Source organism: Nocardia sp. KT25-26 (genome assembly GCF_056627695.1).
On the sequence record NZ_CM152813.1, the window covers coordinates 4,804,887 to 4,828,211 of the forward strand.

Genomic DNA, 23,325 nt, shown 5'->3' on the forward strand with positions numbered 1-23,325 from the left:
GTGGCGGCATCGCCCGAGTAGCCACCGCCACCACAACTCCCTCACCGGCAAAGCGGGGCGGCTCGGCCCGGAAGCACGGGCCGCCGACACGTAAGGTTGCGCGCAACGCAACCCCGCACGGAGCGACCTCGAGGAGCGAGGAGTTCGCGGCCCGCCTCGCCCCCTAGGGCCGCGAACACGCGACGCCGGAGGCGGCGCCATCGAACACAGCTCAAGCCCAGAGTTGGCCGTCGAGGCGCTCCTCGGCTTCTTCCAGGGTGCCGTCGTAGGCGCCGGTCGACAGGTACTTCCAGCCGCCGTCGGCCACGACGAAGGCGATGTCTGCTCGTTTACCGGCCCGGAGCGCCTTTTTGCCGACGCCGAGGGCGGCGTGCAGGATGGCGCCGGTGGAGATTCCGGCGAAGATGCCTTCCTCGCCGACCAGCTCCCGGGTCCGGCGAACCGCGTCGTAGGGCCCCACCGAGAACCGGGAGGTGAGCACGGTTTCGTCGTAGAGCTCCGGGATGAATCCCTCGTCGATGTTGCGCAGGCCGTAGACCAGTTCGCCGTACCGGGGTTCGGCGGCGACGATCTCGATTCCGGGCACCTTCTCGCGCAGGAACCGGCCGGTGCCCATCAGGGTCCCGGTGGTGCCGAGGCCCGCGACGAAATGGGTGATCTCGGGCAGGTCGGCGTAGATCTCCGGGCCGGTGCCCTCGTAGTGGGCGAGCGCATTGGCCTGGTTGCCGTACTGGTACAGCATCACCCAGTCCGGGTGCTCGGCGGCGATCTCCTTCGCCAGCGCGACAGCTTGATTGGAGCCACCGGCCGCCGGGGAATCGATGATCTCGGCGCCGAACATGGTGAGCAGCTGACGCCGTTCCACCGAGGTGTTCTCGGGCATGACGCAGATCAGCCGGTAGCCCTTGAGTTTGGCGGCCATGGCCAGCGAGATACCGGTGTTGCCGCTGGTCGGCTCCAGGATGGTGCAGCCCGGCCGCAGCAGCCCGTCCGCCTCGGCCTGTTCGATCATCCGCAGCGCCGGCCGGTCCTTCACCGAACCGGTCGGGTTGCGGTCCTCCAGCTTGGCCCACAACCGCACCGGGTGCTCACCCTCCCATTGCGGGGAGAGGTTGCGCAGCCCGACCAGCGGTGTGTTGCCGAGCGTGGCGATCAGCGATTCGTACCGCGCCACGAGTCAGTCCGCGTCGCGGCTGCCGCCGGCCACGGCGGGCAGGATGGTGACCGAGGCGTCCGCGGGCACCTCCGAGTCGAGGCCGCCGGAGAACCGGACGTCCTCGTCGTCGACGTAGATGTTGACGAACCGGTTCAGCTTGCCGTCCTTGAGCAGCCGCTCGGCCAGGCCCGGATGGTTCGCGTCCAGGTTCTCGATGAGTGCGGCCAGGGTGCTGCCCTCGGCCTGCACCCGCTTCTCGCCGCCGGTCAGGCCACGCATGATGGTCGGGATGGACACGGTTACCGACATCGGAACTCCTCGGTAGGAAACGAAACTCTTGCTGACTGTCCTGCGGCTCAGTCGCCGTAGGAATCGACGATCTTCACCGGCTCCTCGGTGACCACCCCGTCGACGATCCGGTAGCTGCGAAACTCGTGCTCTTCGGGGTCCCGGGTCGACACCAGGACGTAGTGGGCGTCCGGTTCGGCGGCGAAGGACACATCGGTGCGGCTGGGATAGGCCTCGGTGGCGGTGTGCGAGTGGTAGATCACCACCGGCGCCTCGTCGGCATCGTCCATCTCCCGCCACACCCGCAACTGCTCGGCGGAGTCGAATCGATAGAACGTCGGCGAGCGCTCCGCGTTGATCATCGCGACGAACCGCTCCGGCCGATCCGACCCTTCCGGGCCCGCGATGATCCCGCAGGCCTCGTCCGGGTGATCGGCTCGCGCGTGCGCCACCATCGCCGTTACGAGGTCGGCTCTGATCACCAGCACAGCATGCCCTTCCGGTCTACGAACTCCGTGTACCGCGGCGACCCACCTCCGGTCGGTGCGATCACCCGGTCACCACGTCGACAACTGCCCACCCTATGTGGATATTCCCCGGTCGACGCGCCCGGCCCCGCTCTCGGCTCGCCCGCCGAGGTGGTCAGTGCCGCGGGAACAGGTCGTGATAGGCAGGGATGCCGGCCACGGCGGTGGCGGAACACACCGCATCGACGACGGCCCGTTCCACCGCGACGGCGGCGGCCGTGCAGAGCGCGTCGAGCACCAGCAGATCGGCGGGAAAAGCGGGCGGCAGCCCGGGCGCAGGTGTGGTGCGGGCGCCGGTGGACAGTACGAACAGGGTGTCTCCGTCCAGCGGGGAATGCACCGGGCGGATGGCCCTGGCCAGCCCGTCCTGCGCGGCAGCCGCGATGCGTCGGCAGCCGGCCGGGTCCAGGGCCGCATCGGTGGCGACGACACCGATGGTGGTGTTGAGCACCGTGCCCTTACCGGGCAGCTCGTCGGCTCGCGCCAGTTCGGCCTCGGTGCCCGGGCGCAGCCCGAAGAATTCCGGCCCGTCCGTCCCGGTCCCCCACGGCAGCCCGGTCCGCGGATCGAACACCGAACCCACCGGATTGGCGACCACCAGCGCGGCCACCGTCACACCTGCCGCGGCACCTTCGGAAAGGACCAGGCTCGCCGATCCGACGCCGCCCTTGACGGCACCGGCCCGAGCCCCGGCACCGGCGCCGACCGAGCCACGAGCGAATTCCTCGGCGGCAGCACCGGCGGCCCGATAACCGAACTCGGCGGTGGGGCGAATCCCCCAGTCGCCGACCGGGAGGTCGAAGATCACTGCGCCCGGCACGATCGGCACCACCCGGGTGGGGTCGGCAGGATCCATCGGGATTCCCTCGCCGTGTTCCTCCAGCCAGGTCATCACCCCGTCGGCGGCCGCCAGGCCGTAGGCACTGCCGCCGGACAGCAGCACGGCGTGCAGTTGCCGCACCGTGTTGCCCGGGTCCAGCAGATCGGTTTCCCGAGTGCCCGGGCCGCCACCGCGGACATCGACCGCCGCCGTCGCACCACCCGGCACCCGTACCACCGTGCATCCGGTGGCAGCCCCGATTCCCGGGCCCGCATCGGGGTCGAGCCGGTGATGATGGCCGACCAGGACGCCGGTGACATCGGTGAGAGCATTGCGCGCTCCGGCGCTGACGGTCATGATCGGCGCTCCTTTCTCCGGGGAACCGATCCGTTCACGGGGCCAGTGCCTGCAGCAGGGAATCCTGCATCCAGGTCAGCCAGTGATAGATGTCCAGATGCGGAGCCCGCGGATCGTCGGGATCCAGATGTTCCGGCGTGTCGTCGGTGACGTCGAGCGCGGTACCGAGGGCGAGCCGGACGTCGGTCAGCGCGGCCAGCCAGGCATCGGCCTGTTCCGGTGTCAACACCACCCGGCCACCGGCCTCCGGCACGGTTTCCAGAACCACCGCACCGGCCGCCAGCTTGGCCTCGATGATCTCCGGTTCGTACAGCGACCGCAGCGCGCTGTTGAGATCGGCGCGCGCGGCATCGGGGGAACCGGGTTCGGCTCGATGGAAGTCGGGTAGCAGCCGGGCCAGCTGCGGGTCGTCGGGCGGTGCACTGTTGCCGGTGTTCATTCCGGTCAGGGCGGCGAGTTCGTCGTCCGGTGCGCCCGAGGCGCGCTCGGTGAGCAGACCGGAGACGGCGGCCACCAGTTGGCGCAGCACCGTTGCTTCGTGCGCGTCCATTTCGGACCGCAGTTTCGGTCCGCTCAGCGAGTTCTTCCGGCTCCACTTTCGCACGACGCCACGGTAGTCCCTCGTCGCCGCGGCCGTCTCCGGCCCGCCGGAGTCAGCGGTATCCGATGCGACCGACCTCCGAGGGCCTCCGTGGCCACGCTCCGCTACCGCCTCCGGCCCGCCGGAGTCAGCGGTATCCGATGCGACCGACCTCCGAGGGCCTCCGTGGCCACGCTCCGCTACCGCCTCCGGCCCGCCGGAGTCAGTCGTCCCGCTGCATGGTCGCCCACAGGCCGGCTGCGTGCAGGCGCCGCACATCCTGTTCCATCTTGTCCCGCGAGCCGGAGGAAACCACGGCTTTGCCCTCGTTGTGCACCTGCAGCATCAATTCGGTCGCCTTGGCTTTGCTGTAGCCGAAGAGCTTCTGAAAAATGTAGGTCACGTAGTGCATCAGGTTCACCGGATCGTCCCAGACCACAGTGACCCACGGGCGGTCCTCCGCCTCGAGGATCTCGGTGTATTCGATGGCCTCGGGGGTCGCCTGTGCCGCCGACAGCGTGTTGTTCATCTCGCACAGGGCCATACCACTCAGGGTACGACGCACGCGCGGAGAAACAACACCCACACCGTGCTCGTTTCGGTACACCGGCACCGGCTCCGGCACTGGCTACAGTGGGCGGCGTGGACACCTGCGACGGCTCGGTCAGTACCGCGCTGCTGACCGACCAGTACGAGCTCACCATGCTGGCCGGCGCGCTGGCCGACGGGTCCGCCGGGCGGCGCTGCACCTTCGAAGTGTTCGCCCGCCGGTTGCCGCACGGGCGCCGATACGGCGTGGTCGCGGGTGTCGGGCGGCTGCTCACCGCGCTGGAACAGTTCCGGTTCGGTCCCGACGAACTGGCCGTCGTCGAGGAGTTCCTCGATCCCGCGGCCGTCGACTGGCTGCGCGACTACCGCTTCGGCGGCGATATCGATGCCTACGCCGAGGGGGAGCTCTACTTCCCCGGTTCGCCGATCCTGTCCGTGCACGGCACCTTCGCCGAATGCGTGATCCTGGAGACGCTGGTCCTGTCGATTCTCAACCACGACAGCGCCATCGCGTCGGCGGCGGCGCGGATGGTGAGCGCCGCAGCCGGGCGGCGGATGATCGAGATGGGGTCGCGGCGCACCCATGAACAGGCCGCCCCCGCCAGCGCCCGGGCGGCCTATCTCGCCGGCTTCGACGCGACCTCGAATCTGGAGGCGGTCCGGCGCTACGGGGTCCCCGGCGCCGGGACCAGCGCCCATGCGTTCACGCTGCTGCACAGCGGTCCCGACGGCGCGCACGAGGCGGCGGCCTTCCGCAGTCAGATCGACCGGCTCGGTACCGGCACCACGCTGCTGGTCGACACGTTCGACATCACCCGGGGCGTCGCCACCGCCGTCGAGGTCGCCGGCCCGGAACTGGGCGGGGTGCGCATCGATTCCGGCGACCTCGGCGTCCTGGCCCGCCAGGTCCGGCAGCAGCTCGATGCGCTGGGCGCCCGCAACACGCGGATCGTGGTGTCGGGAGATCTGGACGAATACTCGATTGCGGGACTGCGCGCCGAACCGGTCGATGCATACGGTGTCGGCACCGCGCTGGTCACCGGGTCCGGGGCGCCCACCGCCGGGATGGTGTACAAGCTGGTCGAGGTCGACGGCCTGCCGGTGGCCAAACGCAGCAGCCACAAGCAGTCCCGGGGCGGCGCCAAGCGCGCACTGCGGTTCGCCCGACCGACCGGCACGGTGGTCGAGGAGGTGGTGTACCGGGTGGCGGACGGCCCGCCCGCCACCCCGGCCGGTCTGACGGCCCGGGAACTGTCGGTGCCGCTGCTGCGTGGCGGCCGCGCCTGCGCCGAACCCACCCTGGCCGAGGCCCGGGACCGGGTCGCCCGGGGGCTGGTGAGCCTGCCGTGGGAGGGGCTCAAGTTGTCCGCCGGTGACCCCGCCCTGCCCACCACCTTCATCGACTGATCGCCCGGCGAGGTGGCCGGACCGGGCGGTCGAGCGGAGAATGGGGCCGAACCGGCAAGTGATCGGATGCGATCGAAGATGAGGAGTGGGACCGATGCCACGTGGTCTGATCATCGTCGATGTCCAGAACGACTTCTGTGAGGGCGGTTCGCTGGCCGTCACCGGCGGCGCCGCGACCGCCGCCCGGATCTCGCGCTTGCTCGCCGATGAGGCAAGCGGATACGACGCGATCGTCGCCACCAAGGATCTGCACATCGATCCGGGCGCACATTTCTCGGACCGGCCCGATTTCGTCGACACCTGGCCACCGCACTGCCGGGCCGGCACCCCCGGTGCCCAGTTCCATCCGGACCTGGACACCGCACCGGTCCAGGAGGTGTTCGCCAAGGGCGCCTACACCGCCGCCTACTCGGGTTTCGAGGGCGAAACCGAGGACGGCACACCCCTGGCCGACTGGCTCCGCGCCCGCGATATCGACTCGGTCGACATCGTCGGCATCGCCACCGACCACTGCGTCCGTGCCACCGCCCTGGATGCCCGCACCGAAGGCTTCACCACCCGCGTTCGCCTCGACCACACCGCCGCCGTCGCCCCGGCAACCACCGCCCAGGCCCTCACCGCCCTCCGCGCGGCCGGCGTAGAACTGTCCGGCACCGTCCCCTGACCCGTGAACGAACACCAGACCGGGAGTAGCGCCCCGAACCCGACCGCCCACGGAGCCCACAGCGTTGCCCGGCCGCCACGGGAGACTCCATGCGGACCGGCGGGAACAGCTGCCACGCGACTTCCACCCCGAACACCGCCACCCGCAATCCCGAGCCCCGAACAGAAGCTCCCCGAGTCCACCGCAGCAACGGAAAACGCCGAATCCGCCCCACCCACCCCCCACGGAACGCCCCTCACACCCACCTAGACCAGCCGAGGGAGCTGTAGTGGCGGCATCACCCGAGTACCCACCGCCACCACAACTCCCTCACCGGCAAAACGGGCGGCTCGGCCCGGAGGCACGGGCCGCCGAAACCTACGTTCACACCCCTCGCCCGACACCGGGCCGAGCGCCCCGAGGGCGACCTAGACCAGTCGAGGGAGCTGTGGTGGCGGCATCGCCCGAGTAGCCACCGCCACCAGAACTCCCTCACCGGCAAAGCGGGCGGCTCGGCCCGGGCAACGTGCTGCTGAAACGTACGTGCGCGGTTTCGCAACGCCGCACGGAGCGACTCCGAGGAGCGAGGAGTTCGCGGCCCGCCTCGCACCCGAGTACTCGAAAGCGCATGAGCCGAAGGCTCGAGTCTCGAGTGCTCGGATGCGAGGCCCCCAGGGCCGCGAACACGGAGCGGCGGAGCCGCGACCATCCAACACTGTCGGGGTGGGCCGGTAGTCTGCCCGGGTGGCCGAACTTCCTGCTGTTTCCGAGCTGCTCGCCTCCGCTGTGAAAGCGCTCGGCGGGACGGAACGTACCGGGCAGACCACGATGGCGAATGCCGTCGACCACGCCATCGACACCAAGGAGCATCTCGCGGTGCAGGCGGGTACCGGGACGGGCAAGTCGCTGGCCTATCTGGTGCCGAGTCTGCGGCATGCGGTGCGGACGGGGCGCACGGTGGTGGTGTCGACGGCGACGATTGCGCTGCAGCGGCAGCTGGTGGACCGGGATCTGCCGCGGTTGGCACAGGCGCTGGCGCCGGCTCTGGGCCGGACGCCGCAGTTCGCCATCCTGAAGGGCCGCAACAACTACCTGTGCCTGAACAAGATCAACAGTGCGGTGCCGGAGGAGCCGGAGGAAGCGGAGCTGTTCGACGCCTTCGCAGTGTCGCGGCTGGGCCGGGAGGTCCAGCGGGTCAACGAATGGGCCTCGGATACGGAGACCGGTGACCGGGACGAGCTGGCCCCGGGGGTGAGCGATCGGGCCTGGCGGCAGGTGAGTGTGTCCTCGCGGGAATGTCTCGGCAAGTCGCGTTGCCAGTTCGGCCAGGACTGTTTCGCCGAGCGGGCGCGGACCGAATCCGCCCAGGCCGACGTGGTGGTGACCAACCACGCGCTGCTGGCCATCGACGCGATCAGCGGGATCCAGGTGTTGCCGGAGCACGATGTGGTGGTCATCGACGAAGCCCACGAGCTGGTGGACCGGGTCACCGGGGTGGCCACCGCCGAACTCGGTGCGGCGGCGATCAGCGCGGCGGCTCGCCGCTGCGCGAAGCTCATCGACGAGCAGGAGGTCGACCGCCTGGAAGGCGCCTCGGAGGCGTTCCACGAAGCGCTCGACCAGCTGCCGCCGGGGCGCTGGGATCAGCTGCCGGAGGGGATCGCTCCGGTGCTGGCGTTGATCCGGGATGCGGCGTGGAATGCGCGGACCGCGCTGGCGCCGCAGGGCGGCACCCCGCAGGGCGACGATGCGGCCACCCGCAACCAGGCGCTGGCCGCGGTCGAAGAGGTGCACGACACCGCCGTACGGGCACTGACCGCGTTCGAGCAGGAGGATCCGGCGGCCCGCCGCGATGTCCTGTGGCTGTCCGCCGACGAGGTGCGCGGGGTGGCCCGCCGGGTGCTGCACATGGCCCCGCTGTCGGTCGGCGGGCTGCTGCGTAGCCGGTTGTTCGGTACCGCCACCGTGGTACTCACCTCGGCGACCCTGCAACTGGGCGGATCGTTCGACGGCTTGGCCGCCACCTGGGGCCTGCCCGCCGCGACCGGGCGCACTGTGGACCCCGCGCTGGCCAACGGCGGCGCGGCCCCGTCGGATGCCGAATCGGTGCGCTGGAGTTCCCTGGATGTCGGCTCCCCGTTCGATCATGCCCGCGCCGGGATCCTCTATGTGGCCCGCCACCTGCCGCCGCCCGGCCGCGACGGCCTGGCCCCGGCCTATCTCGACGAGATCGAACGGCTGATCACCGCGGCGGGTGGTCGCACGCTGGGGTTGTTCTCGTCGATGCGGGCCGCGAAGGCGGCGACCGAAGCGCTGCGGCAACGCCTGGCCACCCCGGTGCTGTGCCAGGGCGACGATTCGATGGGTGCCCTGGTGCGCCGGTTCGCCGACGAACCGGAGACCTCGCTGTTCGGCACGCTGACGCTGTGGCAGGGGGTGGACGTCCCGGGGCCGTCACTGAGCCTGGTGATCCTGGACCGGATCCCGTTCCCCCGGCCGGACGACCCGTTGCTCACCGCCAGGCAACGCGCGGTCGAGTCGCGGGGCGGCAACGGCTTCATGGCGGTGGCCGCGAATCATGCGGCGCTGCTGCTGGCGCAGGGCACCGGCCGGTTGTTGCGCAGTGTGGACGACCGGGGCGTGGTGGCGGTGCTCGACTCCCGGCTGGCCACCGCCCGCTACGGCGGGTATCTGCGCGCGTCGCTGCCGCCGTACTGGGAGACCGCCGATCCCGATGTGGTGGTCAAGGCGCTGGGCCGGCTCACCGCGACCGGCTGACCCGCGCAGCAGCACCTACTGGCATAAATTTCCGGATGGAATTAGATTGAAGTGGGGTGCGGCGGCCCCCCTCAATTCCCTGCCGCCGCGCCCGCCGGTCCTCACGCCGGTCCCCTGCAGCCGGCGTGAGGACACCATCGCCGGGCCCACCACCCCACTCGAGCGAATCACCCGCTATGTCGTTTTCGTCCGCGTGCGAACGCCCGGCATGAGAATGTTGGCAGATGAAGCACCTTCCCGACGGTGAAGTACTCGATGAATTCCTTGTCAGCGCAAGATCTTTGACCGAGTACCGCGCAATGTTCGAACTGTCCGACTCCGATCTGACCGATCGCCGTATCCTCGACTGCCCCGGTGGCGCAGCAAGTTTCACCGCAGAGGCCACTGCCCTCGGAGCCCGGGTGACGGCCGCCGACCCGATCTATCGACGGTCACCCGACGACTTGACAACCTTCGCCCTCGACCAGACGGAACGCGGAACCGCCTGGGCGCAAAAGCATCTGCACCGATATCGATGGGAGTGGTACGGCGACCCGAGCGGCCACCGCACCATGCGCCGCTCGGCTGCCGCTCGATTCGGCGACGACATCCGGAACAACCCGCACCGCTACATCGCCGCCGAACTGCCCACCCTGCCGTTCCCCGACGACACCTTCGACCTGGTATTGAGCTCCCACCTGCTGTTCAGCTACGCGGACCGGCTCGACGCCGACTTCCATCTCGCCGCCCTGGCCGAGCTGGCCCGGATCACCCGCGGCGAGACCCGCCTCTACCCACTACTCGACCACACCGGCGCCCCGTTGGACGATCTGCTCGAAATGCTGCGAACCGAGCTGCACGACAAGGGAATCCGGACCACACTCCGCCGCACCGCCGACTACGAGTTCCACCACGGTGCCGACACCATGCTGGTACTGCACCCGATCGGTTGAGCCGGGCGACGCCGCAGGCATCGGCCCGGTCAGCGTGCGCTGCGGGCCGCCTGCGGGCGGCGGGTCACCCGCAGGCCCAGTCGAAAACTCCGGACTCCAGATCGATCTGGGCGTTCCCACCGCCGAAGTTCAGTCCGGCGATCTCCTCGAGCTCGAGATAGAACGCGGTCAGCCCCTCGGGCAGGGCCTGCACCGGGAAGGCGGTACCGCCCAGGTGCGAGCGGCCGAAGATGGGTTCGGCCCAGGGCTGCCACCCGGAATCATCGGTGAGCGGATCCTGATAGGCGGCCTCTGGCTCGTATTCGACCGGCGGGATGCCGACATTCGGATCCGCACGCTCGGCCAGCCATACCCCCACGGTCGGATTCAGCTGATCCCAGGCATTGCAGCCACCATCGGTGGCCGCGGGGGCGCCTGCGGGCCGCACATCGCCGGGCGGATCGACCGGACCACCGGCGAATTCGGCCTCGGTCAGCCAGATCAGCGCGAACACCCCGCCGATCTCGTCGTGCAGCAGTTGCTGTTGCGGGTGCACCCGGGTGACGGCGAGCTCACGCAGTACCGGATCGGCCGAGTCGGGATCGGCCACCGCCTGCTGTTCGGCATCCGCGAACTGCCCTTCCCCCTGGAAGAACGCCACCGCCGGATACTCCGGGCCGCGCCGCTGATAGTCGACCGGCAACCGCAGCGTGATCGCATGCATCATCGGCAGTCCGGTCACCGGACCCCGCGGCCAGGCGGCGCGATCGATGGCCGGCCCGGCGCTCCCGATCCAGCCGGCCCGCACCGCACCCTCGAATGCAGCCACTTCACCTCCGGGCAACTCGGCCAGCTTGTCCGCCGATTCCCCGAACCCGAGGTCATACGCCTTCATGCACACCCTCCTCCGACAACACTGCCACCACCTGCGAGCGTAGTGCCCGGCACCGAAACGCGTGGCGCGGCGGAACAACCCGAGGGTCGTCCGCCGCGCCACCGCGAACAGGATCGGCCGGAGGTCAGAGCACCGATTTCAGGATCAGCGTCAGCACTGCGGCGGCCACCGCGACGACGACGGCAACTACACCCGTCCCGACGCGGTACTTCTCCCAGACCCGCAGGTTCTCCGGCAGCAAGGCGTCGACGGCGTACCGGCCGGGGCCGGTGAAGGCCAGGGCGGCCGCGACGACACCGTAGGTCAGCGCCTCACGCCAGCCGGTCACCGCGGGGTCCGCAGGGAACAGCCCGCCGGACCAGGTGGCGTTCATCGCGTTGATCATCGTGCCGAGCACGATCGCGGCGGCCAACGGCGTGACCGCACCGAACACCAGCAGCAGTCCGCCGACGAGCTCGGACAGACCGGCCAGAGCGGCGAAGAGTTTGCCCGGGTTGTACCCCATTCCTTCGAATGCCTGCGAGGTGGCGTCGTAGCCGTAGCCGTTGAACCAGCCGAACAGCTTCTGGGCGCCGAATGCGGCCATCAGCCCGCCGAAGACGACACGCAGGATCAGCAGGCCGATATCGGTGGCGGTGGCCTGATCGGCGGTGGTTCCCGCGGCGGCCTTTTCCGTCGTGGTCATGGTGTCCCTCATCTCTGCGCCCGGCAGGCGCATCGCAATTCCCTAACCGGACTCTAGTCCGTTTGCCTCGAAGGGGACAACCTCGTCGTTGCCGCGGATGATTCCGAACCCATCCTGACATGTGCTGTGATCTGTGTCACTCCACCAGGAGCAGGAGGTATCCGGCGAACATCAGCAACAACGCCCACATGACCGGATGTACTTCCCGAATCCGGCCCCGGGCCACCATCATCACCGGGTAGAAGACCATTCCCATCGCGAGGCCGTTGGCGATCGAGTAGGTCAGCGGCATGGTGACCACGGTCAGGAACGCCGGCACGGCGTACTCGATCCGGTGCCAATCGATCTCGCCGAGCGAGCGCGCCATCAGCACGCCCACCACGATCAGCGCCGGGGCGGTGATCTCCCCGGCCCCGGCGATCACCGAGAACACCGGGAAGCAGAACATCGCCAGCAGGAACCAGCCGGCGGTGGTCACCGCGGTCATGCCGGTGCGACCGCCCGCCGAGACACCGGCAGTCGATTCGACATAGGCGGTGGTGGTCGAGGTGCCGATGACCGCGCCCGCCATGGTGCCCACCGAATCGGCCGCCAGGGCACTCGACGCCCGCGGCAGATGGCCCTTCTTGTCCAGCAGACCGGCCTGATTGGCCACCCCGATCAGGGTGCCGGACGAGTCGAAGAAGTCGACGAAGAGCATCGTCAGCACCACGATCGCCATCTGCGCGGTGAACGCGTCCGGGAGATGGATGATCGCCTGCCCGAAGGTCTCGTCCAGCCCCTTCGGCAACGCCGCGATTCCGTCGGGCAGCTCGACCAACCCGGTGACCATGCCCAGCACCGTGGTCGCGACGATGCCGTACAGCACCGCACCGTGCCAGCCCAGCGTCAGGAACACCACGGTGAGGATCAACCCGAACAGTGCCAGCAGCGTCGGGCCCGAGCTCAGGTCGCCCAGCTTCACCAGGGTCGCTTCGCTGTCCACCACGATCCCGGCGTTGCGCAGACCGAGGAAGGCCACGAACATGCCGATCCCGGCGCCGACGGCGAGCTTCATCTGCATCGGAATGGCGTTGAGGATGCGCTCGCGCACTTTCGTCACCGCCAGCACGAAGAAGATCGCACCGGAGAGGAACGTGCCGGACAGCGCGACCTGCCAGGGAATCCCCATCCCGAGCACCACCGAGAAGGCGAAGAACGCGTTGAGGCCCATTCCGGGCGCCAGCGCGATCGGGTACCGCGCCCACAGCCCCATCACCAGCGTGCCGACCACCGCCGATACCGCGGTGGCGGTGAAGACCGCCTGCATCGGAATGCCCTGATCCCCGAGCGCACCCTCGTCACCGAGGATCGACGGGTTGACCGCCAGCACGTACGACATGGCCAGGAAGGTGATCGTGCCCGCCATGATCTCGCGACGGAACGTCGAACCATTCGACGTGATGCCGAAATAACGGTCGACCCGCCGCTGGGCGCGGGCTGCGGTATCGGTGGCCATGGGTTCTCCAGGAGTGCGATCGAAAGCGGAGTCGGTGCTCAGGGACGTTAGCCGAGTGTTCGCCGTCTCACGGGGCCGGTATGGCCACCAGGCCCAATTCGGCGTCCGAAGACAGCAGCCGATGATGCGGCAGCACCCGGACCGTGTAACCGACGGCACCCGAACGCGGCACCGGTGTCTGCACGGTGTAGCGGTGGGTCCCGGCGTCCGCGCCCGCATGCTGCATCGGCACCGTCGCCGTATCGGAGAGTTCGTCGTTCGCCGAAACCTTGCCCAGTACCGCCTGGACCACCACATCGGCCGGTTCCAGCCCGCCCAGGTCGATCCGGGCGGTGAGGGCGAGCTCGGCGCCGATCACCGGCGTGTCCGGCAGACCGGCGTTGTCGACCTGCACCACCTTGACCGCCGGCCAGGCCGCCTCGACCCGGCGGCGATAACCCGCGAGCTCCGCGGCGGCGGTGAAATCGTCGGCGGCGGCCCGGGCATAGGCCGCGCCGGCCGGGAAGTAGTACTGCTCGGCGTAATCCCGGACCATCCGCGAGGCCAGCACCTTCGGGCTGGTGGTCTGCAGGGTGTGCCGCACCATCTCGGTCCAGCGCACCGGCACCGCTCGCGCATCCCGGTCGTAGAAGCGCGGCGCGACGACCCGCTCGAACAGCTCGTACATGGCGGCGGCCTCCAGGTCGTCGCGGCGGCGCTCATCGCGGATGCCGTCGGCGGTGGGGATCGCCCAGCCGTTGTCGCCGTCGTACATCTCGTCCCACCAGCCGTCCCGGATGGAGAGGTTCAGCCCACCGTTGAGCGCCGACTTCATCCCCGAGGTACCGCACGCCTCAAGCGGCCGCAGTGGATTGTTCAACCACACATCGCAACCCCAGTACAGGTAGCGGGCCATCGACATGTCGTAATCCGGCAGGAACACGATCCGGTGCCGCACCTCGGGATCGTCGGCGAACCGCACCACCTGCTGGATGAGCGCCTTACCGCCCTCGTCGGCCGGATGGCTCTTGCCCGCCACCACCAGCTGCACCGGCCGCTCCGGATCCAGCAGCAGCGCCCGCAGCCGCTCCGGTTCCCGCAGCATCAGCGTGAGCCGCTTGTAGGTGGGCACCCGCCGGGCGAACCCGACCGTCAGCACCTGCGGATCGAAGACGTCGTCCACCCATCCGAGCTCGGCGTCCGCCGCACCCCGGGCCCGCCAGGAATCCCGCAGCCGCCGCCGCACCTCGTCGACGAGGACTGCACGCAGCACGTTCCGGGTCGACCACAGCTGGACCAGGTCCGCGTCACCGATCCGCTCCCAGCCGCGGGCCTCCTCCACCAGTTCCGGGCCGACCAGCTCGCGCGCCTTGTCGATCCATTCGCGGGCCGCCCAGCTGGGCGCGTGCACACCGTTGGTGACCGACCCGATCGGCACCTCCGCCGCATCGAAGCCCGGCCACAATCCGGCGAACATGTCCCGGCTGACCTCGCCGTGCAGCCGCGACACCCCGTTGGCCCGCTGCGCCAGCCGCAGGCCCATATGCGCCATGTTGAACACCGACGGGTCGGCTTCCCGGCCGAAGGCCAGGATCCGGTCCACCGGCAGCCCCGGCAGCAGCGCCGACTCCGGCGCCCCGTGGGCACCGCCGAAGTACCGCCGCACCAGCGGCATCGGGAACCGGTCGATCCCGGCGGGCACCGGTGTGTGGGTGGTGAACACGGTCCCCGCCCGGACCGCGGCCAGTGCGGTGTCGAAGTCCAGCCCGCCGGCCACGAATTCCCGGATCCGTTCCGCGCCGAGGAACCCGGCATGCCCTTCGTTCATGTGGAACACCGTCGGATCGGGCAGCCCGTACGCACGGGTGTAGGCCCGCACCGCCCGGACTCCGCCGACACCGGCGAGGATCTCCTGTTTGATCCGGTGGTCCTGGTCGCCGCCGTACAGGCGGTCGGTGACCGCGCGCAGCTCCGGATCGTTCTCGGCGATATCGGAGTCCAGCAACAGCAGCGGGATCCGCCCGACCTGCGCGATCCACACCCGGGCCCGCAACACCCGCCGCTCCGGCATCCCGACATGGATCAGAACCGGCGAGGTATCGCTGGTCAGCAACCGCAACGGCAATCCCTGCGGATCGAGTGCCGGGTACTGCTCGGTCTGCCAGCCGTCGGCGGACAGCGACTGCCGGAAGTACCCGGAGCGATACAGCAGACCCACCCCGATCAGCGGCAGCCCCAGATCGGAGGCGGCCTTCAGATGGTCACCGGCCAGAATGCCGAGCCCGCCGGAATAGTTCGGCAGCACCTCGGTGACACCGAACTCCATCGAGAAATAGGCGATCCCCGGACACGCCGCGGTCGACTCCGGATCCTGTTCGGAGAACCACCGGGGCCGGGTCAGATAGTCGCGCAGCCCGGCGACCGCGGAGTCGACCCGCGCAGGATACGCCGCGTCGGCGGCCAGCTCGTCGAGCCGAGCCGGATCCACCTCCCCCAGCATCCGCACCGGATCCTGCCCGCATACCCGCCACAACTGCGGATCCAGCTCGGCGAACAGATCCTGGGTGGGCGTGTGCCAGCTCCAGCGCAGGTTCGTGGCCAGTTCGCCCAACCCCGCCAGACGCTCGGGCAAATGGGCGCGGACGGTGAATCGACGAAGTGCCTTCACCACGGAAAGGCTACAGGCTGCGCGCTCCGGCGGCCCTGTAGGTTACTTGGGATGACGGGCCGCATCGCGATCGATGACACCGCACCGAGCCTGACCGACGGCCGACCGGCCAAAGCGGCGGTCGGTGAGGCGTTCCCGGTGCGTGCCGTGGTGTGGCGGGAGGGCCACGGTGCAGTAGCGGCGACGTTGGCGGTACGGGCACCGGCGGCGGACGGGTTCCGTGGCCGCACGACCCGGATCCGGATGTCGCCGGAATTCGAGCCGGACGTGTTCAACGCAGTGTTCGTGCCGGACCGGCCCGGTCTGTGGACCTACCGGATCGAGGGCTGGGGCGATCCGATCACCACCTGGCGGGCAGCGGTGGAGGCCAAACTCGCGGTCGGGCAGAGCGCGGCGGACCTGGCCAACGATCTGGAGATCGGTGCCCGGCTGTTCGAACGGGCCGCGCAGGCGGTGCCGAAACGCGAATTCGAGCGGCTCCGGGAGGTGGCGGCGGCGCTGCGCAGCGAGGACCAGCTGCCGGCCCGGGTCGCACCGGCGTTCACCGAGGAGGTGGCCGAGATCCTGCGGGCCGCCCCGCTGCGGGAACTGGTGACCCGCGGTCCACAGCATTCGGTGCTGGTCGAGCGGCGCCGCGCGCTGTTCGGCTCGTGGTACGAGTTCTTCCCCCGGTCGACCGGGGGACGCGATGCCGACGGCAGCCCGATCCACGGCACCTTCGCGACCGCCGCCGCGGACCTCCCGCGGATCGCGGCCATGGGCTTCGACGTGGTGTATCTCCCGCCGATCCACCCGATCGGCGCAGTGAACCGGAAGGGCCGCAACAACGCACTCACCGCCGGGCCCGATGATGTCGGCTCCCCGTGGGCGATCGGCTCCGCCGCGGGCGGCCACGATGCGGTGCACCCGTCGCTGGGCACCGCGGCCGATTTCACCGATTTCGTCGCCGCGGCGGCCGACCTGGGCCTGGAGGTGGCCCTCGATCTGGCCCTGCAGTGTGCACCCGACCACCCGTGGGTCCGCGAACATCCCGAATGGTTCACCACCCTGCCGGACGGCAGCATCGCCTTCGCCGAGAATCCGCCCAAGAAGTACCAGGACATCTACCCGGTCGATTTCGACAACGATCCGGACGGCCTGTACGCCGAGGTGCTGCGGATCGTGCGGCACTGGATCCGCAGCGGCGTCAAGATCTTCCGGGTCGACAACCCGCATACGAAACCCGCCGACTTCTGGGAGTGGCTGATCACGCAGGTCCACCGCACCGATCCGGATGTGGTGTTCCTGTCCGAGGCGTTCACCTATCCGGCCCGGCTCTACGGTCTGGCCCGCCGCGGATTCAGTCAGTCCTACACGTATTTCACCTGGCGGGTGCACAAGTGGGAACTCACCGAATTCGGCCTGGAACTGGCGGCCAAGGCGGACGAGGCCCGGCCGAACCTGTTCGTCAACACCCCGGACATCCTGCACGAGAGCCTGCAGCACGGCGGCCCGGGCATGTTCGCGATCCGTGCCCTGCTGGCCGCCACCCTGGCGCCGACCTGGGGCGTGTACTCCGGTTTCGAATTGTACGAGCACCGGGCGGTACACCCCGGCAGCGAGGAATACCTCGATTCGGAGAAATACGAGCTGCGGCCCCGCGATTTCGCCGCAGCCCTGGCCCGTGGCGAATCCCTGGAGCCCTGGATCACCCGGCTCAACGAGATCCGCCGCGCCCACCCTGCCCTGCAACAGTTGCGCTGCCTGCACTTCCACCAGGTGGACAACGATGCGCTACTCGCCTATTCGAAACTGGATCCGGTCAGCGGTGATGCGGTGCTGATCGTGGTGAACCTGAATCCGTTCGGCGCCGAACAGGGCCATATCTCGCTGGATCTGCCCGCGATCGGCCGGGAATGGCACGACCATCCGGTGGTCCGCGACGAGATCACCGGCGAGGAATACCACTGGGCCCAAACCAATTTCGTGCGCCTGGATCCGACGAAGGCGGTCGCACACATCCTCACTCTGCCGCCGGTGGGCCAGTTCGCCCGCACCGAACTCGCCTTCCGCCGATCACTGCGATGAAACGGCGTGACCTGCTGCTGCTCGCCGCGGGCACGCACCCGGACCCGCATACGGTCCTGGGCGCCCACCGGCACCCCGACGGCACCGCCGTACAGGTGCTGCGCCCGCACGCCGCAACCGTCGCGGTCGTCGTCGGCGGCACCACCCATCCGCTGACCCCCATCGGCCATCACGTCTTCGCGGCGATACTGCCCTACCCGGAACTCGACGACTACCGGATCCGGACCGAATACCCGGACGGTACGACGGTGACCGGGGCCGACGGATACCGGTTCCTGCCGACCGTCGGTGAACTGGATCTGCACCTGCTCGGCGAGGGGCGGCACGAGCGGCTGTGGGAGGTCCTCGGCGCGCATCCGCGCCGCTACACCACGCTGGACGGGGACGTGACGGGCACCTCGTTCGCGGTGTGGGCGCCGAACGCCCGCGGTGTCACAGTGCTCGGCGACTTCGACGGCTGGGGCGGGCGGACCACGCCGATGCGCCGGCTGGGTGCCTCCGGCGTCTGGGAAGTGTTCGTCCCCGGCGTCGGCGCCGGCACGAAATACAAATTCCGGGTGCACGGCGCCGACGGACGCACGATCGACCACGCCGACCCGTTCGCCTTCACCACCGAACTGCCACCGGCCACCGCTTCGGTGATCGCGGCGCCCGCCGCGCATCGCTGGCAGGATCACGACTGGCTGGACCGGCGTACCGGCTTCGACGCACTGCGGGCCCCGATGAGCATCTACGAGGTGCACCTGGGCTCGTGGCGGCCCGGCCTCGGCTACCGGGACCTGGCCCGCCAGCTCGCCCGATACGTCCGGGAGCACGGCTTCACCCACGTCGAACTGCTGCCTGTCGCCGAACACCCGTTCGGCGGATCCTGGGGATACCAGGTGAGTTCCTACTACGCACCGACGGCCCGGTTCGGCTCCCCCGACGACTTCCGGGCCTTCGTCGACCAGTTGCACGCCGCCGATATCGGGGTCCTGCTGGACTGGGTGCCCGCACATTTCCCGCGCGACGACTGGGCGCTGGCCCGGTTCGACGGCACCCCGTTGTACGAACACCCCGATCCGCGCCGCGGCGAACAACCCGAATGGGGCACCCTGGTGTTCGATTTCGGCCGCAACGAGGTGCGCAACTTCCTGATCGCCAATGCGCACTACTGGATCGAGCAGTTCCATATCGACGGGCTGCGCGTCGATGCGGTCGCTTCGATGCTCTACCTGGACTACTCGCGAGGGCACGGCGACTGGGAACCGAATGCGCACGGCGGCCGGGAGAACCTGGAGGCCGTCGACTTCCTGACCGAACTCAACGAAACCGTGCACCGGCGCCACCCCGGAGTGGTCACCATCGCCGAGGAATCCACCACCTGGCCGGGAGTCACCCGGGCCACCGAGGTCGGCGGGCTGGGGTTCACGATGAAGTGGAACATGGGCTGGATGCACGATGCGCTGGGGTATCTGCGCCGCGACCCGGTGCACCGGTCCTGGCACCACCACGAAATGACGTTCTCCTACACCTACGCATGGCACGAGAACTACGTGCTCCCGCTCAGCCACGACGAGGTGGTACACGGCAAGGGCACCCTGTGGACCCGGCTCCCCGGCGACGACTTCACCCGGGCCGCCGGGGTGCGGTCGCTGCTCGCCTACCAGTGCGCGCACCCGGGCAAACAGCTGTTGTTCATGGGACAGGAGTTCGGGCAGTTCCGGGAGTGGGACCACGAGTCGGGGCTGGACTGGCACGAACTGGACGACCCGCTGCACCGTGGGATCGCCACCATGGTCGCTGCGATGAACACGGTCTACCGGGAGCGGCCGGCCCTGTGGAGCCGGGACAGTACCCCGGGCGGGCACTCCTGGATCGAGGCCGACGACCACGCACACAACCTCTTCGCCTTCCTGCGACACGGCGCCGACGGCTCGCTGGTGGCCTGCGTGTTCAACTTTGCGGGGGTGGCGTGGCGGGACCACCGGCTCGGACTTCCGCGCACCGGCCGGTGGCTGGAGATATTCAACTCCGATGCGGTCGAGTTCGGCGGTTCCGGAGTCGGCAATCTGGGTGCGGTGACGGCCACCGAACACCCCCGGCACGGGTATTCCTGTTCGGCTGCCGTCACCGTGGCCCCGCACAGCGCGGTCTGGTTCGCCCCCGCCGAGCCGGCGTGAACTACTTCCGTGCGACGTAGTAGCTGTTCAGCGGATCACCCTCCACCCGGTGCATCTCCACATCGGTGAACCCGGCGTCGGCGAGCATCGCCAGCGCCTTCTGCTCACCCCAGACGGTGCCGAGGCCGTCGCCGCCCTGCCCGAGCGACACCGACATGCAGTGCATCGTCGAGACACCGTAGAGGAACGGCCCCAGCGGCAGGTCCAGATTCTCCTCCAGCTTGCTGGACGCGTGGATGTCGACCATCAGGAACGTGCCGCCGGGTCGCAGCGCCTCGGCGATATTGCGCAGCACCTGGGCCGGGTGGGCCTGATCGTGGATCGCGTCGAACACGGTGATCAGGTCGTAGGCGCCCGGCATATGCAGTTCGGCGATGTCCTGGACGTCGAACCCCACATTGGGCAGATCCAGCGCCGCCGTCTCGGCGCGGGCTGCCGTCACCGCTTCGGCGGAGAAGTCGTAGCCGGTGAACATGCTCGACGGGAACGCCTGCGCCATCAGGTTCACCGCATGCCCGCGGCCGCAGCCCAGATCGGCGACGTCGATACCGGCCTGCAACCGTTCGGTCAGCCCCGGAGCCAGCGGCAGGATCACATCGATGAGCGCGGCATCGAAAACCGCGGCGCTCTCCTCGGCCATCAGGGCGTGGAAACGGGCATAGTCCTCGTAGGACAGGCCGCCGCCGACCCGGAACCGCTCGACGATCTTCGGCTCCACCTCACCGAGCTGGGCGATGAACTGCATCACCCGGGCCATATTGTCCGGACCGGCGGCCCGGGTGAGACAGGCCGCATGTGCGGGCGGCAGCGTATACGTCTCCCGTTCCGGCTCGTAGGTGACGATCCCCGCTGTGGTGATACCGCCGAGCCATTCCCGGACGTAACGTTCGTCGAGTCCGGCGGCGGCCGCGAGCTGGGCGCTGGTCGCATCGGGCCGGTTCGCCATCGCGTCGAACAGTCCGACCTGGTGGCCGATGCTGATCATGATGGCGGTACTGGCCTGGTCGAGCGTCTCCATCATCTGCCCGGCGAAAGCCTCCACCGCAGCCGGGTCGACCTCGGCAGATCGATCGATAGAAGTCATCGGGTACTCCTTCGGCAAGTCCCGCAACCCGGTGTCGCAGGATCCGACAGGAAGTACGCCGCGGGTGGTCGCCCAGTTCAGCGGCGGCCGACTCGATCCACGGCCGGACCGTCAGTCGTCCAGATCCACCCGGATGGTGAGCAGATCGGTCCCCACCACCCGTACCGCGGCACTGTTGGCCCGCGGCAGCTCACGCAGCCGGGCCACCGGATCGTCCTCGGGCAGCAGCTGCGCGGTCCCGGTATACCAACGCCCATGCAGCCGCACCCGCACGCGGTTGTCGGCCATGATGTTGCGCACATACTGGGACCGCTCGCCGAACTCCGAGACCAGCCAGAACTGCGCACCGACCAGCCGTCCGCCGATTGGGGTGATCCGCGGACGCCCGCTGACCCGGCCGGTGGTCTCCAGCAGCTGCTGACTCGGCAACCGGCGCAGAATCGGATTGCCGAGCCGCCGCTGAAATGTGGTCACCAACCGATGCTGCACATCGTCCCTGCTGGGCATACCCCTGAACCTACCCCCCGGGACGCGTCGCGAGCGACGAAGTCGCTCAGTTCAACACGGAGAGGCCCTCCCAATGGGCCGCGACTCGAGCGACGGAGTCGCTCCATCCAACACCGAGCGGCCCCGCCTCGATTTTGGACTGACGGAGCGAAGGAGCGAAGCGACTGAGCGGAGGAGGGAAAAATCGAGGCCCCCTGGGGGCCGCGACTCGAGCAGCGGAGCTGCTCCATTAGACACAGTGCTGCTCAATCCAACACAGCTCAGTACAGGGCGGTGGCGAGCTTGCGTCGGGCGGCCACCACGAAGGGTTCGGCCGGATCGAACAGTTCGAACAGCTCCAGCAGCCGGGTCCGCACGGTGTTCCGGTCGTCGCCGGCGCTGCGTTTGACGGCCGCGATGAGCCGGTCGAACGCGGCTTCCGGGCGCTGCTCGTACAGCTCCACATCGGCGGCGTCGAGCTGGGCGGCCACGTTGTCCGGTTCGGCGTCGGCGGTTGCGATCGCCGATGGGGGCAATGCCTGGGCCCGGGTCAGGAAGCGCAGCTGGCGCAGCGCGCCCTTGGCCTGCTCGTTGTTCGGCTCCGCGGCGATGATCGCCTCGTAGGCCGCCTCAGCGCCGGCGATGTCGCCGCGCTCCAGTGCCTCCTCGGCAGCGACGAACCGGGGGTCCTCCGGCTCCTCGGGTTCCCCCGGGGTACCGCCCTCGAGTTTGCCCGCGACCGCTTCGAGCACCGCATCCAGCCACTGCCGCACCTGCGGCTCGGGCTGGGCGCCCTCGAAATCGGCCAGCGGCTGGCCGCCGGCGATCGCGATGACGGTCGGAATCCCCTGGACCCGCAGTGCCTGCGCGATCCGCATGTTCGGTTCGGCTTCGACACTGGCCAGATCCCAGGTTCCGCCGTCGGCGGCATGCAGCCGCTCGAGCGTCCGCACCAGCTCCACGCTGCCGGGACTGCGCTGCGAGTAGATCGCCACCACGACGGGCACCTGCATCGACCGGCGCAGCACCTTGGTCTCGAAATCGGCCTCGGTGACCGCGTGGTCGGCGGGTGCCGCCCCGCCCTCGGAAGAGGCGGGCGGCTGCTTCAGGCTGGACAGGTCGACCGCACCGGACATGGCTGCGGCGACTGCAGGGGATGGACGAGCACCTGGACGAGTCACGGTTCCCAGTTTGTCACGAACCGACAGTGGCCGGTGCCGCGGACTCCCCGCTACCGGCGACGGCCGGCGCATCCAGCTTGCCGGTGCGCTGCGCCCACACCTCGAAGATCACCGAGAACAACGGCGGAATGCTGGAGAGCAGCGCCAGCACCGTGGTCTTCCAGTTCCAGTTCAGCTCCCGCGCCGCCAGCAGTGCGGTCAGCACGAACAGGATGAAGATGCCGCCGTGCACCGGCCCGAAGATCTTCACCCCGATCTCGTTACCCGGATCGGGGATGTACTTGAACGCCATCCCGGCCAGCAGCCCGATCCAGGACAGTGCCTCGAGCAGCGCGAACAGGCGGAAACGACCGGAAACGGTCCGCAGGTCGAAAGATCCCATGCCGCCATTGTGCCGTAGGCACTACGACACGGCGTAGTTGGATGTACCACAGTGTCGAATTTGCCGAGCTCCGCTCGGCGTGTTCCGGCTGTGTCCGATTTGCGCGAGCTCCGCCCGCGCGTGTTCCGACCCTCTTCTGCCCAGCGAATCGACACTCGAGACTCGAGCCTGCGGCTCATGCGCTTTCGAGTGCCGATTCGCTGGGCGGGCCGGAACGTCGCT

The 23,325-nt window shown here is 69.2% G+C and carries 20 protein-coding genes; 6 read left to right on the plus strand and 14 right to left on the minus strand.

All coding sequences use genetic code 11. From position 1 onward, the window contains the following. Positions 1–211: 211 nt before the first annotated feature. From AC1HFH_RS21775 to clpS, 6 genes are all read right to left on the minus strand, one after another. Positions 212–1,174 (minus strand): PLP-dependent cysteine synthase family protein, encoded by a 963-nt coding sequence (locus tag AC1HFH_RS21775; protein WP_480244637.1) that lies wholly within the window; start codon positions 1,172–1,174, stop codon positions 212–214. A 3-nt stretch (positions 1,175–1,177) separates the two neighbouring features. Then, positions 1,178–1,465, minus strand: a complete 288-nt coding sequence (locus AC1HFH_RS21780; protein WP_480244638.1) for a MoaD/ThiS family protein — start codon at positions 1,463–1,465, stop codon at positions 1,178–1,180. 47 nt (positions 1,466–1,512) lie between these two features. Continuing rightward, positions 1,513–1,932 carry a M67 family metallopeptidase gene (locus AC1HFH_RS21785; protein WP_480244639.1) on the minus strand — a complete coding sequence of 140 codons (420 nt, stop codon included), beginning with the start codon at positions 1,930–1,932 and terminating at the stop codon, positions 1,513–1,515. A gap of 154 nt (positions 1,933–2,086) precedes the next feature. Beyond that, the gene (locus tag AC1HFH_RS21790) at positions 2,087–3,148 is read right to left on the minus strand and encodes a P1 family peptidase (protein WP_480244640.1); all 1,062 of its coding nucleotides are present in this window, start codon (positions 3,146–3,148) and stop codon (positions 2,087–2,089) included. A gap of 34 nt (positions 3,149–3,182) precedes the next feature. After that, complete coding sequence (gene aosR / locus AC1HFH_RS21795) at positions 3,183–3,752, minus strand: oxidative stress transcriptional regulator AosR (RefSeq protein ID WP_480244641.1); 570 nt, start codon at positions 3,750–3,752, stop codon at positions 3,183–3,185. A 199-nt stretch (positions 3,753–3,951) separates the two neighbouring features. Beyond that, a complete protein-coding gene (clpS, locus tag AC1HFH_RS21800) occupies positions 3,952–4,272 on the minus strand; it encodes an ATP-dependent Clp protease adapter ClpS (RefSeq protein WP_480244642.1) in 321 nt (106 codons plus the stop codon). Positions 4,273–4,430: 158 nt separating this feature from the next. Between clpS and AC1HFH_RS21805 the strand changes: the two genes are divergently transcribed. The 4 genes from AC1HFH_RS21805 (at position 4,431) to AC1HFH_RS21820 (ending at position 10,037) form a co-directional block, all read left to right on the plus strand. After that, entirely contained in the window at positions 4,431–5,684 is a 1,254-nt protein-coding gene (locus tag AC1HFH_RS21805; protein ID WP_480247938.1) for a nicotinate phosphoribosyltransferase, read from the plus strand. A 94-nt stretch (positions 5,685–5,778) separates the two neighbouring features. Further along, the gene (locus AC1HFH_RS21810; protein ID WP_480244643.1) at positions 5,779–6,348 is read left to right on the plus strand and encodes an isochorismatase family protein; all 570 of its coding nucleotides are present in this window, start codon (positions 5,779–5,781) and stop codon (positions 6,346–6,348) included. Between the two features lie 723 nt (positions 6,349–7,071). After that, positions 7,072–9,105 (plus strand): ATP-dependent DNA helicase, encoded by a 2,034-nt coding sequence (locus AC1HFH_RS21815; RefSeq protein WP_480244644.1) that lies wholly within the window; start codon positions 7,072–7,074, stop codon positions 9,103–9,105. Positions 9,106–9,329: 224 nt separating this feature from the next. Continuing rightward, a complete protein-coding gene (locus AC1HFH_RS21820; RefSeq protein ID WP_480244645.1) occupies positions 9,330–10,037 on the plus strand; it encodes a class I SAM-dependent methyltransferase in 708 nt (235 codons plus the stop codon). Positions 10,038–10,101: 64 nt separating this feature from the next. Here the strand turns inward: AC1HFH_RS21820 and AC1HFH_RS21825 are convergent, their stop codons facing one another. From AC1HFH_RS21825 to glgP, 4 genes are all read right to left on the minus strand, one after another. Continuing rightward, entirely contained in the window at positions 10,102–10,911 is an 810-nt protein-coding gene (locus AC1HFH_RS21825) for a hypothetical protein (RefSeq protein ID WP_480244646.1), read from the minus strand. Between the two features lie 124 nt (positions 10,912–11,035). Continuing rightward, on the minus strand, positions 11,036–11,596 hold the full coding sequence (locus tag AC1HFH_RS21830) for a DoxX family protein (RefSeq protein ID WP_480244647.1): 561 nt from the start codon (positions 11,594–11,596) through the stop codon (positions 11,036–11,038). Between the two features lie 136 nt (positions 11,597–11,732). Beyond that, positions 11,733–13,094, minus strand: coding sequence for an NCS2 family permease (locus AC1HFH_RS21835; RefSeq protein WP_480244648.1), 1,362 nt, complete (start codon positions 13,092–13,094; stop codon positions 11,733–11,735). A gap of 67 nt (positions 13,095–13,161) precedes the next feature. After that, complete coding sequence (glgP, locus tag AC1HFH_RS21840) at positions 13,162–15,741, minus strand: alpha-glucan family phosphorylase (protein WP_480244649.1); 2,580 nt, start codon at positions 15,739–15,741, stop codon at positions 13,162–13,164. A gap of 51 nt (positions 15,742–15,792) precedes the next feature. On the opposite strand from glgP, the gene AC1HFH_RS21845 reads away from it, so the two are divergent. Both AC1HFH_RS21845 and glgB read left to right on the plus strand, forming a co-directional pair. Further along, positions 15,793–17,808 (plus strand): alpha-1,4-glucan--maltose-1-phosphate maltosyltransferase, encoded by a 2,016-nt coding sequence (locus AC1HFH_RS21845; protein ID WP_480244650.1) that lies wholly within the window; start codon positions 15,793–15,795, stop codon positions 17,806–17,808. After that, positions 17,805–19,970, plus strand: coding sequence for a 1,4-alpha-glucan branching protein GlgB (gene glgB, locus AC1HFH_RS21850; protein ID WP_480244651.1), 2,166 nt, complete (start codon positions 17,805–17,807; stop codon positions 19,968–19,970). The genes AC1HFH_RS21845 and glgB overlap by 4 nt, the downstream gene beginning before the upstream one ends. A 1-nt stretch (position 19,971) precedes the next feature. Here the strand turns inward: glgB and AC1HFH_RS21855 are convergent, their stop codons facing one another. The 4 genes from AC1HFH_RS21855 to AC1HFH_RS21870 form a co-directional block, all read right to left on the minus strand. After that, positions 19,972–21,054, minus strand: coding sequence for a class I SAM-dependent methyltransferase (locus AC1HFH_RS21855; protein ID WP_480244652.1), 1,083 nt, complete (start codon positions 21,052–21,054; stop codon positions 19,972–19,974). Between the two features lie 111 nt (positions 21,055–21,165). Continuing rightward, positions 21,166–21,561 (minus strand): nitroreductase/quinone reductase family protein, encoded by a 396-nt coding sequence (locus tag AC1HFH_RS21860; protein WP_480244653.1) that lies wholly within the window; start codon positions 21,559–21,561, stop codon positions 21,166–21,168. A gap of 260 nt (positions 21,562–21,821) precedes the next feature. After that, the gene (locus tag AC1HFH_RS21865) at positions 21,822–22,676 is read right to left on the minus strand and encodes a co-chaperone YbbN (protein WP_480247939.1); all 855 of its coding nucleotides are present in this window, start codon (positions 22,674–22,676) and stop codon (positions 21,822–21,824) included. A 58-nt stretch (positions 22,677–22,734) separates the two neighbouring features. Then, positions 22,735–23,103, minus strand: coding sequence for a DUF3817 domain-containing protein (locus AC1HFH_RS21870; protein WP_480244654.1), 369 nt, complete (start codon positions 23,101–23,103; stop codon positions 22,735–22,737). Positions 23,104–23,325: the final 222 nt, after the last annotated feature.